We start from the raw sequence: 15,823 nt of genomic DNA on the forward strand, positions 1-15,823 counted from the left end.
CGGAATAGGTTGAAGTGCTCGAAATAGGATTTATTTGCCTCAAATTCCTATTTTTGTGTGGTAGAAGCGCGACGTTCCCAGGCGCTCAATTGACGAACCCTACAACAACGACAAAAGGCGCGGCTTTCACAGAAGGCTCGAGGGAATCTGAAAATGAGTGCAATTAGTTTGGATGTTGGTCGTGCGGTGGATACGAGCGCAATGCGGCGCAAAGCTATCATCGCCACTGTTCTAGGGAATGGATTCGAGTGGTTTGACTTCATGGTGTATGGCTTCTTTGCCATTATCATCGGTAAGTTATTTTTCCCCACCGGAGATGACTTGACGTCGCTGATGCTTTCGGCGGCAACTTTTGGTGTCGGGTTTTTGGTGCGGCCAGTGGGCGGTGTGCTGATCGGCATCTACTCTGATCGCTATGGCCGAAAGGGGGCGCTGTCTCTGACCATCATCTTGATGGGGGCTGGTACGGCCCTGATTGGTTTGGCGCCGACCTATGAGCAGGCAGGTATGCTCGCTCCATGTATCATCGTATTTGCGCGACTGCTCCAGGGTATCTCTGCGGGGGGGGAGATGGGTGCCGCCACGGCTTATCTGACTGAACAAGCACCTGAAGGGAAGAAGGCTTATTACTCAAGCTGGATCCAGACGAGTATTGGCTTTGCAGTTCTGCTCGGTGCTTGTTTCGGTACCGGCATTACACTCGGCTTGAGCCCGGAGGAGGTCGAGAGCTGGGGTTGGCGAATTCCATTCCTGTTCGGCATCCTGATTGGCCCTATCGGATTCTTCATTCGCCGCAACCTGCATGAGTCACCGGTGTTTGAAGAGTCTTGCGAGCTGACCGAGACGCCGCTGCGAGACGTCCTCCGCGAGTATCCACGGCAGGCGGTCGCCAGCTTCGCCATGATCGTACTTTGGACGGTGTGCATCTATGTCATTCTTTTTTATATGCCAACCTACTCTGTGAAGGTGCTGAAGCTTCCTCAGTCTGCATCCTTCATTGCCGCTATGGTGGGCGGTGGCGTAATTGCGTTCTGCTCTCCAATCACGGGTTACATTTCTGACAAGGTTGGTCGCAAGTACCTGCTGGCTGGAGCCTCGGCGGTGATACTTCTTGTGGCTTGGCCGATGTTCAATATGATCGCCAGTTCGCCCTCGCTTTACACACTCTGCATCTTCCAGGCGGTGTTTGGTGTCCTGATCGCGGTTTACACTGGCCCGATACTCGCTGCGCTTTCAGAGACCTTTCCTACCAAGGTGCTGTCGACGGGCCTGTCCTTGGCCTACAACCTTGCAGTGATGACTTTTGGTGGGTTTGCCTCGCTGATCCTCACTTGGCTTATCAGTGTTACCGGCTCGGTTACCGCTCCAGCTTTCTATGTGATGATCGCGGCAGCGTTCAGTTTTCTCGGTGTAATGCTCGGTTATTGGCAGCCTGGTCGTCGCTGATCGATGAAGCGCCGGGGTCGCTTATGCGATACCCGACGTTCTCGCGGTGTATTGGGCGATCTCATCTCAATTTTTGTCTTTGCTTAATTCCTATTTTGAGCAGGATAAAAGAATGCTTTTATCCTTCTTTGAGTCGGTAGAGCTGCGCGCTTTCTCGGCTTACAGTACCTAACCTCCGTCGCTCTACCTCCGGTCTTCCGCGTAGGGCTTCACGTTGTGTTCCCGTGCTGCTGATCGAGACCAGGCTTTTCCAAATGACAAAAAATAATCCTATCCCGTTCGACCTCAATGTCCTCATGAGTCTGCGCTCCAAACTGGAGGCTGAGACCTCGGCGGAGGTGAGGTTCGACGCAGCGACTCGTGCGATCTACGCCTCTGAGGCATCGAACTACCGTCAACTGCCAATCGGTATCGTGATTCCTAGAAGCATCGACGACATCATCGCCACGGTGCGAGTGTGCAGGGATTCCGGGATTCCGATTCTTCCGCGTGGTGCTGGTACTTCGATGTGTGGCCAAGCCGTTAACGCTGCGGTGGTCATTGATGCGTCTAAATATCTCAATGCAATTCACGAGATCGATCCGGGCCGACGCCTGGCCAGGGTTGAGCCAGGCGTTATTTGCGATCAGCTCAAAGGCGAAGCTGCAAAGGTGGGCTTGACCTTCGGCCCTGATCCCGCGACTCATAGCCGTTGCACCCTTGGCGGCATGATTGGGAACAACTCCTGCGGCGCTCACTCGGTAATGGCCGGCAAGACGGTAGAGAACGTGGAGCGGCTGGAAATTCTCACCTACGACGGCGAGCGTTTTTGGGTCGGGCCGACCGATGAGGCCGCGTATCAGGAGCATATCAACGCCGGTGGTCGTCGCGCCGAAATCGTTCGTTCCTTGAAAGCGTTGGTAGATAAGAACGAAGAGCAAATTCGTCAAGGATTCCCCAAGCTGAAGCGTCGAGTCTCGGGTTATAACCTGGATCAGTTGTTACCGGAGAATGGCTTCAACATTGCTCGAGCACTGGTAGGTGTGGAGGGTACCTGCGTGACAGTGCTCCAGGCCGAGACCCTCCTGGTGAAGAATCCAACTCATCGTGTCCTTTTGGTATTGGGTTACGAGGAGATCTACTACGCCGCCGATTCGGTCCCTCAGTTGCTACCGCTCAACCCTATCGCCATGGAGGGGCTGGACGACGGCATTATCGAGGGACTCAAAGAGCGCGGTATGAAGCTCGCTGACATTGCGGAGCTGCCTGCCGGCAATGCCTGGTTGATGATTGAGTTCGGCGCGCTCTCAACCGAAGATGCGATCGCTTTCGCTCAGAAAGCCGTCGATATAGCGCCAGAGCTGCCAGGGCGTCCAAGCGTCCGGCTGGTTACGGATGCCGGCTTGATGAATCGGATTTGGACAATTCGTGAGACCGGGGCTTCGGCCACTTCCCTGGGGTTGGACCCCAACGAACCTGATCCTGTCGTGGGTTGGGAAGATGCGGCGGTCGAGCCAGAGCACCTGGGGAAGTACCTGCGCGAGTTCAAGAGCCTAGTCAGCAACTATGGCTACAAAACGAATCTCTATGGCCACTTCGGCGATGGTTGCATCCACTCTCGGATCACCTTCGATTTGAAGTCTCAAGATGGCCTGGACAACTGGCGGGCGTTCCTCGACGAGGCTGCACACTTGGTTGTCCGTTACGGCGGCTCTTTGTCCGGCGAGCACGGCGACGGCCAGGCAAAGGGTGAGTACCTGCGCATCATGTACTCCGCCGAGATAATGAATGCCTTTGCCGAGTTCAAGGCTATCTGGGATCCGCTCAACAAAATGAACCCAGGCAAGCTGATCCATGCAATGCCTGTCGATGCCAACCTTCGCTTGGGCCCAGATTACAAGCGTCGAGAAATCCCCAGCCAGTTCACATATGACCCTCGTCTCGGCGACAAAGGCCTGGCTCGCGAATCCGAGCGCTGCATTGGAATGGGTAAGTGCCGCTCCCTGGAAGGTGGAACCATGTGCCCGAGTTTCAGGGCTACACGCGACGAAAAATACTCCACGCGGGGTCGTGCGCGCCTGTTCTTCGAGTTACTCAAGGGCGAAGTGATTGAGGATGGCTGGCAGAACGAAGAGGTCAAAGACTCGCTTGATTTGTGCTTGAGCTGTAAAGGCTGCAAGACCGACTGCCCTACCAATGTGAACATCGCGCGATATAAAACCGAATTCCTCAATCGTTACTACAGCGAGAAGCGTCGCCCGGTCATGGATGCGATGATTGGCCGAATTGGTGAATGGCTGCCCCATGCCACCAAGTTTTCACCTGTACTCAATTACGCGATGGGTAACCCGCTGGTGCGCACAGCAGGTTCATATTTCGGCCTGGCGCGCCACGCCAAATTTCCCAAGATCGCGGCGAAGAGCTTTCGCAGTGGTGTCACAGCCAAGCGTATCCTGAAAAACCAGGGCCAGCGCACAGGCACTGAAGTGCTGTTGTGGGTAGATAGCTTCAACAATGGGTTCACGCCCAAGGTGTTGGAGGCGGGTGTGACTGTCCTGGAAACGCTCGGCTTCAATGTGAAGCTGATGAAGCGTCATGTGTGCTGTGGCCGGCCTTACTACGACGTGGGGATGATTGATCAGGCGAAGGCTAATCTGGAGCAGATCCTCACTCAGTTGGAGCCGGTGTTGGAGGAGCGCATGCCTGTCATTGTTCTGGAGCCAAGCTGTCTTTCGGTATTCCGAGACGAAATGCCCAGTTTGTTCCCAGCAGACCCGCGTGCCAAGCAACTCGAGGAGTCGATCATGACCCTTAGTGAGTTCATCAAGAGTCGTGGCTTGCAATTGCCCCTGATTGATGAAGATGTCCGCATTCATGGTCATTGCCATCAGAAGTCTTGTGGCGGCATGGAAGGCGAGCAAGGCGTCCTGGAGAAGCTCGGTGGTAAAGGCCAGGTGATCAATTCCGGTTGCTGTGGTGTTGCTGGAGCGTACGCCTACCACAGCAAAACGGCTCCGATAGCCAAGATCATCGGTGAAAAAGAATTCAAGCCCCATATCGACAAGATCCCACAGGAAACTCCGGTGGTCGCCGATGGATTCAGCTGCCGGGGTCAGATCCGAAACGTGAGTGGTCGAGAGGCCATGCACTTGGCTGAGTATCTCGCGAAAATTCTGGGCTAGTCGCGCCAGGCACGGCATTCTCATGGTGTCCTGGCAGTCAGTGGATGCCAGCGTGTAGGTACTTATGGAGTGGAGTAGGTTGGTCATGAAGCTCGATACTGCGATTGAAAACACTGTGTTGCGCGAAGCCTCTGTTGTTGCAGGGACAAATGCCATGGATCGCGAAATAACGTGGGTTCATATCGTCGATCACCCTGAGATCACCAATTGGTTGAAACCAGGCGAGCTGCTGTTGACCACCGGTTACAACTGGCCGGTGGATGACGATGAAAGCCGAAGCATGGTGCGTCGCCTCAGTGAGATCGGCTTGGCAGGAGTCGTTCTGGCAGTCCCGCATTTTCGGGAGCACTTCACTGAAGCGGCAATCGAAGAAGCCAACCTCTGCAATCTGCCTCTGCTTGAATTGCCTTGGGAAATTCCGTTCAGCGACATCATGCACGATGTGTTGGCACGGATCATCAATATCCAGGCCGAGACGATTCGCCGCTCTGACCACATCCATCGCACATTGACCGAAGCTGCGCTGGAGGGGAAAAACCTGGAGGGGCTGGCTAAGGCTTTGAAAGCGGCACTCGACAAATCAGCTACCGTCGTTTCCGTGGACGGGACGATATTGGGGGCGTCCGACCCCAGCGCAGATGAAGCCTGCGAACGACTGCTGGTTAAAAAACTCACCGAGCTGGAGCCTCTCACTGCTTTTTTCGAGTCCAATGTCCCTAAAGTGGTTTCGGAGTGGGTGACCAAGCCCAGGTTGGGTGGAGCCATCCGTTTAAGGAACGAGGTCATTGGAATCGTATGGCTGGGAAGTGATGAGCGCGAGTTTGAAGAACTAGACTCCCGCGCCTTGGAGCATGCTGCGGTTATTGCAGCTCTGCACCTGACCTATCAGCGAGAGCTGTCTGATCAAGAAACTCGCTTGGGTTACGCATTTGTAGCGGGTTTGTTGGAGGGAAAATTTTCGGCCACGCCTAGCGCTATCGAGCGAGCTCAAGCTTCGGGTTGGAGTGAAAATAGAAACTACAGGGTTTGCCTGGTGCTCTTGAATGAGCCGATTCCGCTTTCTATCGAGGGTTTCACTCGGCGTTCAAGAACTGCGGATCGAATCTCGCAAGCAATGCAGAGCCTGGGTGTGGCGCCGCTCATGTCCGTGTCTCTGAACCAGGTGAGCTTCTTGTTGCCGTCGGAAATTGCGCCGGACGCGGTATGGCGGGCGGTGCGCACCGAGGGCTGCGCAATGGCGGTCAGTCGGACTCACCAAGGAGTGACCGGTATGGCTCATGGCGCAGTGGATGTATCTGCGCTTCTGCCTTTGCTCAAGCCAGGTAAGTTGCATGATTTTGATGAGGTTCTATTTCCCAGGGCGCTGATGGGCGATGCGGATGCTCGACGCTTGCTGGTAGAGAAAATGATTGAACCGCTGGGCAATCCCAAGCGTGGCAACACGCTCATCGAAACGGCTCTTACCTTGGCCAAGGAAGGCTTCCAGTTATTGAATACCTCCAAGGCACTGGATATCCATATTAGTACGTTGCGCTACAGGGTAGAGCGTATTGAGATGATGTTGGATATTTCGCTCGATAACCCTGATGACAAATTCAAGCTTCAAGTAGCCGCTCAAATGTATCTTTTGGCCGCTGACGAGAACTCTTAGAAAATATTGCGTGTTGGGGCGCGGCTATTAATTGCCTGTCCCAAAGCGTGGGAGGCTATGTGTCTAGGCGTGTGACGAAAACTTCATGCGGGCTGCGTTTGGTATCGCAGTCTGAAAATACTCTCTTTGATCTCGACGGCGGGGTAGTGCAGTCTGAGTTAGTTGCGCTGGCCAGAACGGCTATTGATTTAAAGGCTGCTGGCAACCGCGTTGTCGTCGCCGTGGGTGAACCTCCGTCTGCCGGGGCTGGATGCTCAGGTGGTCAAGTCTACCGTGCGGGCTATGCTGCGATGGTTGTATCTCAGACCAGGCTCATGGCTGAGTGGGAGAAGTGTTTTAACAACGGTGGTGAGGTGGCGGCTCAAGTTCTAGTAGACGCAGTAGTTTTTCACAACGCGCTCAGAGGCCAGCAGTTGGCAGGCGTCTTGTGTGAGCTGACCGATAGGGGGGTTGTTCCTATCGTGGGACTGAGTGCCGGTGGTCGTGGAGCCTGCACTACATTGTTGGATTCGTTCCTGCTGACTTTACTGGATAATCACAAGAAAGGGATCGGGCAAAAAGTAGCTGTTTAATATTACTTATCTTTTTCTTCTCTATTACGGCTGTGTGCTATCAGCCGACCCAAAAAACGATCGCGAATTCGTTTGTCGAGTAGGTAGTCTCTTTCGTCCCCCTCCTGTTCAATGATTCCCTGTAAGTCCCAGGGAAAGGGCCTGCCGGTCGTGCGAACCGAGTAGTTAGATCCAGATATGTACGCCTGCCTAATAATAACTCGAGGCTTTTCAAGATGTCCCAACCCTCTCATTCAGTCCATTCAGCTACTGCTGAAGGATCAAACCTTTCCACTGGTTTAAAACAGCGCCACGTCACGATGCTCTCGATTGCGGGTGTCATCGGGGCGGGTTTGTTTGTTGGCTCGGGTCATGCAATTGCTGCTGCTGGCCCGGCGGTGCTTCTTTCATATATCGCAGCCGGTACGCTTGTTGTGCTGGTGATGCGAATGCTCGGCGAAATGGCAGTAGCCTCTCCCGATACCGGATCATTCTCCACCTATGCGAACAGGGCCATCGGTCAATGGGCCGGATTTTCAATCGGTTGGTTGTATTGGTGGTTCTGGGTTCTCGTTATCCCCTTGGAGGCAATTGCAGCAGCTGCCATTTTGAACACGTGGTTCCCGGTTATTGATACCTGGTTGTTCGCGTTGGCGATCACTGCACTTCTGACCATTTCAAATCTCTTCAGCGTCGCTAAGTACGGCGAGTTTGAGTTCTGGTTTGCGTTGTCGAAAGTGGTCGCAATCATGGCATTCATCATCTTGGTTGCAGTCGCTCTCGTGGGAGGGCTGCCCGGTCGGGAGGTTGAAGGCTTCGTTGCTACCATGCACGCAAATGGCGGTTTCGCCCCGAATGGCTATGGGCCGGTGCTGGGTGCCTTGCTGACGACCATGTTCAGCTTCATGGGTACCGAGATCGTCACGATCGCTGCAGCAGAATCGAAAAACCCGTCTCAGCAGATCGCCCGGGCTACAAACTCTGTTATTTGGCGCATCGGTATTTTCTACATTGTTTCGATCTTTATGGTGGTTTCCATCGTGCCATGGAACGACGCCCAGCTCTCCGTGGTTGGGTCGTACCAGCGTGCGCTGGAGCTGCTGCAAATTCCCTACGCCAAGCTGATCGTCGATATCGTGGTTCTCGTCGCTGTAGCGAGCTGTCTCAATTCGGCCATCTACACCGCTTCCAGGATGATGTTCTCCCTGGCCAAGCGCGGTGATGCGCCACAAGCGCTCAAGGCGACGACTGCCTCAAATGTCCCGCGCAGGGCGGTCTTGGCCAGTACGGCTATTGGCTTCGTTACGACTGCCATTAACTACTTTGCCCCTGAGACAGTATTTGCATTCCTCCTGGCAACCTCGGGGGCAGTTGCATTGCTGGTCTACCTGGTTATCGCGGTTTCGCAGTTGCGCATGCGCAAGCAGCTGGTCGCTGACGGCCAGGAGTTGGGCTTCAAGATGTGGCTTTACCCTTGGCTGACCTGGCTTGTGATCATTTTCATTACGGCCGCGCTGTGCCTGATGCTGACGCTCCCTAAACACACTTATGAGGTGGCGTCGACGGCGGTGCTGGCACTCGTGATCGTTGCCACTGGTGTTTACACCAAGCGCCGTAGCAACGCGGCGAATTGGTCTCAGGGTCTCGTCAGCAATAACCGCCGCTGACCTCCTTCAGGTCCAGGTTATTCAAGAGGGGTGGAGGGGGCGGGGGCGCGCGTCCCCTTGTTCTTGGCCGACCAGTTGCCAGCGGAATAGTTGGGCTCGGCTTATTGCTGTCTCGCTTTCCTGCCCTGAGCCCCATCTTTGCTGTACCTACTTTTAGTACGAAAAAATCAATCAGTCTTCCTAGTTCTCGCACGTATTTTGAGTGTGAGGGTGTCGTTATGATTGCCACACTGACACACAAAGGTGAATACCATGTCTTCTCAACAAAAACTGTCCGTATCGCCTCGCGCACAACATGTATCCAATGGTGTTGCGGTTGCTCACCCGATCACCGTGAGCCGCGCTGCAGGTGCTTACCTCTGGGATGACCAAGGCAAGAAATACTTGGACTTCGTAGGTGGTATCGGCGTGCTGAACGTCGGTCACAACCACCCACGCGTCGTCGAAGCGGTACGTAAGCAGCTGGATACCTTCTCGCACATCTGCTTCCAGGTCGCGGCTTACAACCAATACACCGACCTCGCCGCAAAGCTGAACAACCTGGTGGGTGGCGAGGAGCACTACAAGTCAGTGTTCCTGACTACCGGTGCTGAAGCTGTTGAGAACGCCATCAAGATCGCGCGTGGCCATACCAATCGTCCAGGTGTGATCGCATTCCGTGGCGGTTTCCACGGTCGTACCTTGATGGGTATGACCCTCACTGGTATGAGCCAGCCTTACCGCCAGAATTTCGGCCCGTACGCTCCGGATATCTACCATACGCCGTATCCGAACGAGTACCGTGGGGTGACCACCGAGAAAGCACTGGCCGCTCTGCAGGAGGTATTTGACACTCAAATCGCTGCTGATCGCGTCGCTGCAATCATCATTGAGCCCGTCCAGGGTGATGGTGGCTTCATCGCCGCGCCGGTCGAGTTCATGCGTGCTCTGCGCAAGAAAACTCAGGAGCTGGGCATCGTCCTGATCTGCGACGAAATTCAGACCGGCTTCGGCCGTACCGGCAAGATGTTCGGCTTCGAGCACTCCGGCATCCAGCCTGACTTGGTAACCGTTGCCAAGAGCATGGCCGGCGGTCTGCCGATCTCTGGTGTCGTAGGTCGTGCCGCAATCATGGATGCCCCACAACCAGGTGGCTTGGGCGGTACGTATGGTGGCAACCCGCTCGGTTGCGCTGCAGCCTTGGAAGTCATCAAGATCTTCGAGTCGGAAAACCTGACGGAGCGTAGCCGCGCGATCGGCGCCCAGCTTCTTGAAGGCTTCAAAGCCCTGGAAGGCCGCTTCAAAGGCATCGGTCACGTGCGTGCGATCGGTGCAATGGCAGCCGTTGAGTTCGTTTCTGATCGTGAGTCAAAAGAGCCAGATGCGGCTCTGGCGCAGCGGATCATCGATGCTGCCCGTGAAGAGGGGTTGCTGGTGATCAAATGCGGCGTGTACCGCAATGTTGTCCGATTCATCTGCCCACTGGTCATTTCCGAGCAGGATGTGGCTGAAGCCTTGGGCATGTTTGAGCGTGCGCTGGTTGTCGCCGAAGCATAAGGCTGAGGTTTTATCGATTTACACCGCAATAATACTGGAGTGGTTATGTCCCCGTTTGAAGCGTTCAATGAGGTTGACATTCGTATCGGCGAGGTCGTGCGAGTGGAGCTCAATGAAAAAGCAAACAAGCCAGCTTATAAGTTCTGGATCAATTTTGGTGAGTTGGGCGAGAAAACCACCAGCGCGCAGTACACCAAGCTCTACAGCCCTGAGGAGCTTGTCGGTAAGCAGGTGGTTTGCGCCGTCAATCTGGGCGCCAGGAAGATTGCGGGCTTTACCTCCGAAGTATTGATGTTGGGTGTCGATCGTGAGCCGGGTGAGGTTGTTTACCTGACCACAGAGCGGCCTGTTCCACTCGGTAGCAAGATTTTTTAACCCTCTAGCCGCTGTGCTGCGATACCGCGGCTGATTCAAAACAAGTAAACCTAAAGTAGGATATCAAGATGCAACTGACCGACTTCAAAGCGTTGACCTTCGACTGCTACGGCACCCTGATCGACTGGGAAACCGGTATCGTCAACGCCCTCCAACCACTGGCCAAGCGCACTGGCAAGTCTTTCACCTCTGACGAGCTGCTGGAAGTGTTTGGTCGCAACGAGTCGCCTCAGCAAACCGAGACCCCTGGTGCGCTTTACCAGGACATTCTGCGCGCTGTGTATGACCGCATCGCCAAAGAATGGGGCCTGCAACCTGAGGCTGCTGAGCGTGAAGAGTTCGGCACCTCTGTGAAGAACTGGCCTGCGTTCCCAGATACGGTGGAAGCTTTGCAGTATCTGAAGAACCACTACAAGCTGGTCATCCTGTCCAACATCGACCGCAATGAATTCAAGCTGAGCAATGCGAAGCTGGGTGTCGAGTTCGACCACATTATCACCGCTCAGGATGTGGGTTCGTACAAACCAAACCCAAACAACTTTACCTTCATGATCGATGCTCTGGCTCAAGCTGGCATCGAGAAAGGCGATATCCTGCACACTGCAGAAAGCCTTTACCACGACCATATCCCCGCCAACGACGCAGGTCTGGCTTCGGCCTGGATCTACCGCCGTCACGGTAAAGAAGGCTACGGTGCGACCCACGTTCCGTCGCGTATGCCCAACATCGATTTCCGCTTCAACAGCATGGGCGAGATGGCTGAGGCCCATAAGCAAGCGCTTAAGGGTTAATACCGATGCCGGCGACTGTTGTGGGTCGCCGGTATTTTCCGCTGAACTTGAACTAACAGCGAGACTGCCATGAGATCGTATGATTCAACTGTCTCAAGATCTCAGTTCGGGATTATCCCAGCGGTAGTCTCAGTGATCATCTGGAGCACCTTGGCAGTGAGTGTTACCTACTGCCAGAACGTATCTCCCATGTTTATTACGGGGGCTGCGCTATTTATTGGCGGGCTCATCGGGCTTCCGTGGTTCAGGCTCTGGGCTATGCCGCGCAGGCTCTTTGTGCTGGGCACATTCTGCATGTTGGCCTACCACGTCATTTATTTTTACGCGCTCCAACTGGCTGATCCGATCGGCGTCAGTCTGCTGCACTACCTTTGGCCTGTGCTGATCGTGGTGATGGCTCCACTCTTTGTGTCGAGCGGGCGACTCACCACGAGATCGATTTTGGCCGGACTCGTGGGTTTTGTTGGCGCAGTGATCAGCTGTAATCCGGATCACTCTCTGGGTGAGGGTAACTGGCTTGGCTATGGCCTGGCATTTGTTTCGGCCATCCTGTGGGCAGCTTACTCGCTACTTGCCAAGCAATATGCGGGCGTTCGCAGTGCATCGGTTGGGCTGTTTTGTCTTGTGTCGGGCGCTGCGTGCCTGTTGGTTTATCGCGCAGGCGCGCAGTGGCCGTCGCTCACCCCTAGTGAGACCTGGGCAATTGTCTACATGGGCTTGGGACCTATGGGTGGAGCCTTTTACCTCTGGGACTATGCCATGAAAAAGGCCAATCATGAGCAGGTAGCCGTCCTCAGTTATGCCACACCTGTGCTGTCCACCGCATTCTTGGCCATCTACTTGCAGGTCGGCATGCAGTGGTACATCTGGGTAGGCGCGGGATTAGTTGTTTGCTCGATGATAATGTCGAGAAGAGCAACTTCGTAAACGTTATTGATTGTGCGCGTGCGTCAATAAGGTGAAGGAATAGAACAGGTCATTCTATTCATAGTCGCCGATTTAACCTTGCCCCCGTCACGCTGGGGGCTTTTTTATATGCCTGAACTATCGAAGTAGAACATCCAAGTGCGCAGCGCCGCAGATTCTTGGCGGAAATGTCGTTGGTAAAAATAGAGGTGACTCGATGATTGAAACAAATATAAGTATCGAAAACCCGAAGATCCAAGATAGTCAACTCAAGACGGGGCTCAAGTCCAGGCATCTCACCATGATGTCTATCGCGGGGGTCATTGGTGGCTCTCTGTTCGTAGGGTCGGCAAGTATCATCCATACTGCAGGTCCCGCTGCCGTCTTGGCATTTCTGGTCGGCGGTATTCTGATGATGCTTATCATGAGAATGCTGGGTGAGATGGCGACGTCCTCCCCTGATACGGGGTCTTTCTCAACTTACGCCGATCGGGCGATTGGCCGGTGGGCCGGTTTTACCATTGGCTGGCTTTATTGGGGCTACTGGGTAAGCCTCATGGCTTGGGAGGCCTACGTTGCAGGCAAGATCCTTAACGGCTGGTTTCCATCGATCAGTATCAATGTCTTCGTTCTGGCAACCACGCTGGTACTGATCAGCATCAACTTCTTCAACGTGAAAAACTACGGCGAATTTGAGTTCTGGTTTGCACTGATCAAAGTCGTGGCGATTTTCTGCTTCTTGATAGTGTGTGGCCTCGCGGTAGCCAATATCTGGACGCTGGGGGAGGTGAGGGGTATCACCAACTTGACGGCGCACGGTTTCATGCCGAACGGCATAGACCCTGTCGTCGGCGCCATGCTGGGAGTGATGTTTGCGTTCCTGGGGGCAGAGATCGCGACTATTGCCGCTTCTGAGTCTGCGAACCCGTCCCAGCAGATCATCAAGACGACCAAGTCGGTCGTTTGGCGCGTAGGGTTGTTTTACGTGGGCTCGATTTTCCTGATTGTGTGCTTGGTGCCATGGAATGACCCCATGCTCGGTGCGCCAGGCTATGGGGCCTACCGACGCACGCTGGAGCTGCTTGGGGTGCCTGGTGCAGAAGTGCTGATGAATTTCGTGGTGCTGACGTCGGTGAGCAGCTGCTTGATTTCCGCGCACTACACAGCTTCACGCATGCTCTATTCGTTGGCCAGTCGCGGCGACGCCCCGTCATTCTTCAAGTTTACAAAACAAGGAACGGGTGTTCCGCTCTATGCCATCGTCGGATCCTGTCTGGTGGCTGTGATTCTGGCGCTGATCAATTTCAGCGAGGCGCTGAGGCCCAAGGATGTGCTCGATACGCTGATGAACATGACCGGTACTATCGCGCTTCTGGTGTATCTGGTTATCGCGTGCTCTCAGCTGAAAATGCGCCGCAAGCTGGAACTGAAGGGCAGTGAAATCCCGCTGAAAATGTGGCTGTTTCCTTGGCTGACCTGGGCGGTGATTATCTTCATCGTGGCGTGTTTGGCGGTGATGTCTTTCATGGCTGAGTACCAGGTCCTGGTAGTGTCGACAGGCAGTGCGGGTCTCGCTTTGGTGCTGATTGGGATCGTGCATCAGCGACGTTGTAATCGCTTGAAGCGCCAGGAACACAACGTAAGACTCTGACCATAGACTCACACTCAGCAGACCGCGTGAATGTTGTGTTTATCAGAAGAAAGCCACCCTTTGCGAAAGAAGGGTGGCAATGGATCCCGTCCCCTCATAACAGCACTTAACCTTTCAGTGCTCATTTGACTAATCGTAAAAATCAACCTCTGAATGACTAATCTTGCACGGGGTATTAAATGAATAATAATAAAAGTCTATTCATCAGCATGCTAGTCGCCATTCGGGATTTTTGTTTGGCAAGGCCTGTTACCGAGAAAGATGACAACGTGTTGGTAGCCTGCCCATGCCCTCATATTCATATTGAAGTATCCCCCCGTTCTCGAAACCACTAGGGGGCACTTCAAGGCTTAAATGATTAATACTTTAAATACTAAAAACACCCCTGTTTATCCTGCTCGGGATCGGTAGCTGATACTGAGTTCGTTGCTTAGGATTTACCCAAGATGAATGGTTGATGTTACGCCTCCCAAAGACGGCCTGCAGGCGTAGTGGATTGAACCATGGCTCTAAGTGCTTAGTCATCGACGGTACATGAATACCTGTTCCTTCGTGGTGTAGTCACGAAGGTATTTTCTTTTCATTTTTTACGAATCTCTTTGGAGGTTTTATGAGTTTTAAGCTGCAGCGCGAAGCGTTGATACTCACCAAGAACTTTATCGCGGGTGTGTGGCAGGACGCAGTCTCTGGCGCAACCCTCCCAGTCAACAACCCAGCTTCGGGAGAGCGCGTAACCCTCGTTGCCGATAGCGACGAAAAGGATGCAAAGGCTGCAGTTGACGCTGCAGTGCAAGCGTTTGAAGCTTGGCGCTCGACGCCCGCCAAGCAGCGAGCTGTGATCTTGAAGCGCTGGAATGACTTGATCATGGCTAACGCTGAAGACTTGGGTAAGATCATTTCTACTGAGCAAGGTAAGCCCCTTGCTGAAGCCGTTGGCGAAATCGCCTACGCCGCAAGTTATGTAGAGTGGTTTGCTGAGGAAGCCACCCGGGCGAACGGTGACATCATTCCTCAAGCCGTACGCGGACGTAAAATGGCTGCTTACAGGGAGCCGGTAGGCGTTGTAGCGGCCATCACGCCTTGGAACTTTCCCGCAGCGATGATCGCTCGGAAAATCGCTCCTGCTCTGGCCGCAGGTTGTACTGTTGTCTGTAAGCCAGCGGCGGAAACACCTCTGACTGCTTTGGCATTGGTGAAGCTTGCGGAGGAGGCGGGCGTCCCGGCTGGCGTCTTGAACATCGTCAACACTTCCGCCTCAAAAACGGTAGCGGATGTCTGGTTGGATGATCCCCGCGTTCGCAAAATCACCTTCACAGGATCGACGCCGGTCGGTAAGCACCTGGCCCACGAATCATCGCGTACCCTGAAGAAATTGGCGCTGGAACTGGGCGGTAATGCACCGTTCATCGTGTTCGAGGACGCCGATATCGATGCCGCAGTAGAAGGTTTGATGGTGGCTAAATTCCGTAACGGCGGCCAGACCTGCGTGTGTCCAAACCGTGTGTACGTTCAGTCGAAAATCTACGGCAATTTCCTGGAGAAACTCAGCGCCCGCGTGTCGGCCCTGGTCGTTGGCCCTGCCAGCGATTCGACGTCGCAGATTGGCCCTATGATCAACGCCAAAGCGATCGCCAAGATCGAGGAGCACGTCAATGATGCAGTCGCGCGTGGTGCTCGAGTCCTCACGGGTGGCAAGCGTCTTTTTACCGAACAGCGTGCCGAGTCCACTTACTACGCGCCAACCGTCCTGGCGGACGTAGATCCTTCCTCTAAATGCTTCCATGAAGAAACCTTCGGGCCGGTTGCACCCATCACTCGGTTTGAAACCGAGGAAGAGGTCATCAAGATGGCCAATGACTCGCCATTTGGATTGGCATCTTATTTCTATACCAACGACATGCGCCGTGTGCACCGGGTTACTGATGCGCTGGAGTGCGGCATTGTTGGCGTGAACGAAGGTGCTATAGCCGCCGAAGCCGCTCCGTTTGGGGGAGTGAAGGATTCGGGCTATGGCCGAGAAGGCTCCGTACATGGCCTGGAGGAATACATGCACATCAAATATGTCTGCCAAGGCGGCCTGGATTGACT

11 protein-coding genes are annotated in these 15,823 nt (G+C 54.3%); all 11 read left to right on the forward strand.

All coding sequences use genetic code 11. From position 1 onward, the window contains the following. Positions 1 to 153 precede the first annotated feature (153 nt). A complete protein-coding gene (locus AC07OJ_RS03230) occupies positions 154 to 1,446 on the forward strand; it encodes an MFS transporter (RefSeq protein ID WP_495093922.1) in 1,293 nt (430 codons plus the stop codon). Positions 1,447 to 1,700: 254 nt separating this feature from the next. Then, positions 1,701 to 4,607: an FAD-binding and (Fe-S)-binding domain-containing protein gene (locus AC07OJ_RS03235; protein ID WP_495094264.1), complete on the forward strand. Its 2,907-nt coding sequence runs from the start codon at positions 1,701 to 1,703 to the stop codon at positions 4,605 to 4,607. 85 nt (positions 4,608 to 4,692) lie between these two features. Further along, positions 4,693 to 6,258 carry a PucR family transcriptional regulator gene (locus AC07OJ_RS03240; protein WP_495093923.1) on the forward strand — a complete coding sequence of 522 codons (1,566 nt, stop codon included), beginning with the start codon at positions 4,693 to 4,695 and terminating at the stop codon, positions 6,256 to 6,258. Positions 6,259 to 6,329: 71 nt separating this feature from the next. Beyond that, on the forward strand, positions 6,330 to 6,830 hold the full coding sequence (locus tag AC07OJ_RS03245) for an amino acid kinase family protein (protein WP_201144459.1): 501 nt from the start codon (positions 6,330 to 6,332) through the stop codon (positions 6,828 to 6,830). Between the two features lie 215 nt (positions 6,831 to 7,045). Continuing rightward, positions 7,046 to 8,476: a GABA permease gene (gene gabP, locus AC07OJ_RS03250; RefSeq protein ID WP_201144461.1), complete on the forward strand. Its 1,431-nt coding sequence runs from the start codon at positions 7,046 to 7,048 to the stop codon at positions 8,474 to 8,476. 252 nt (positions 8,477 to 8,728) lie between these two features. Continuing rightward, complete coding sequence (gene gabT, locus AC07OJ_RS03255; RefSeq protein WP_495093924.1) at positions 8,729 to 10,012, forward strand: 4-aminobutyrate--2-oxoglutarate transaminase; 1,284 nt, start codon at positions 8,729 to 8,731, stop codon at positions 10,010 to 10,012. Positions 10,013 to 10,057: 45 nt separating this feature from the next. Continuing rightward, a complete protein-coding gene (locus AC07OJ_RS03260) occupies positions 10,058 to 10,387 on the forward strand; it encodes a tRNA-binding protein (RefSeq protein ID WP_120448609.1) in 330 nt (109 codons plus the stop codon). Between the two features lie 68 nt (positions 10,388 to 10,455). Further along, a complete protein-coding gene (locus tag AC07OJ_RS03265; RefSeq protein ID WP_106803851.1) occupies positions 10,456 to 11,178 on the forward strand; it encodes a haloacid dehalogenase type II in 723 nt (240 codons plus the stop codon). A 69-nt stretch (positions 11,179 to 11,247) separates the two neighbouring features. Continuing rightward, complete coding sequence (locus AC07OJ_RS03270; protein WP_495093925.1) at positions 11,248 to 12,105, forward strand: DMT family transporter; 858 nt, start codon at positions 11,248 to 11,250, stop codon at positions 12,103 to 12,105. 196 nt (positions 12,106 to 12,301) lie between these two features. Then, positions 12,302 to 13,735 (forward strand): amino acid permease, encoded by a 1,434-nt coding sequence (locus AC07OJ_RS03275; protein WP_495093926.1) that lies wholly within the window; start codon positions 12,302 to 12,304, stop codon positions 13,733 to 13,735. 610 nt (positions 13,736 to 14,345) lie between these two features. Beyond that, on the forward strand, positions 14,346 to 15,821 hold the full coding sequence (locus AC07OJ_RS03280) for an NAD-dependent succinate-semialdehyde dehydrogenase (protein WP_495093927.1): 1,476 nt from the start codon (positions 14,346 to 14,348) through the stop codon (positions 15,819 to 15,821). The last annotated feature ends 2 nt before the right edge of the window (positions 15,822 to 15,823 follow it).

The sequence above is a fragment of the Pseudomonas sp. GW821-FHT09C08 genome (assembly GCF_059418125.1).

Bases quoted from the DNA above. Each gene is read 5' to 3' on its own strand.
- AC07OJ_RS03265 (WP_106803851.1), top strand. From the start codon at position 10,456: ATGCAACTGACCGACTTCAAAGCGTTGACCTTCGACTGCTACGGCACC.
- gabT (WP_495093924.1), top strand. From the start codon at position 8,729: ATGTCTTCTCAACAAAAACTGTCCGTATCGCCTCGCGCACAACATGTA.
- AC07OJ_RS03275 (WP_495093926.1), top strand. From the start codon at position 12,302: ATGATTGAAACAAATATAAGTATCGAAAACCCGAAGATCCAAGATAGT.
- AC07OJ_RS03235 (WP_495094264.1), top strand. From the start codon at position 1,701: ATGACAAAAAATAATCCTATCCCGTTCGACCTCAATGTCCTCATGAGT.
- AC07OJ_RS03280 (WP_495093927.1), top strand. From the start codon at position 14,346: ATGAGTTTTAAGCTGCAGCGCGAAGCGTTGATACTCACCAAGAACTTT.
- AC07OJ_RS03230 (WP_495093922.1), top strand. From the start codon at position 154: ATGAGTGCAATTAGTTTGGATGTTGGTCGTGCGGTGGATACGAGCGCA.
- gabP (WP_201144461.1), top strand. From the start codon at position 7,046: ATGTCCCAACCCTCTCATTCAGTCCATTCAGCTACTGCTGAAGGATCA.
- AC07OJ_RS03270 (WP_495093925.1), top strand. From the start codon at position 11,248: ATGAGATCGTATGATTCAACTGTCTCAAGATCTCAGTTCGGGATTATC.
- AC07OJ_RS03260 (WP_120448609.1), top strand. From the start codon at position 10,058: ATGTCCCCGTTTGAAGCGTTCAATGAGGTTGACATTCGTATCGGCGAG.
- AC07OJ_RS03240 (WP_495093923.1), top strand. From the start codon at position 4,693: ATGAAGCTCGATACTGCGATTGAAAACACTGTGTTGCGCGAAGCCTCT.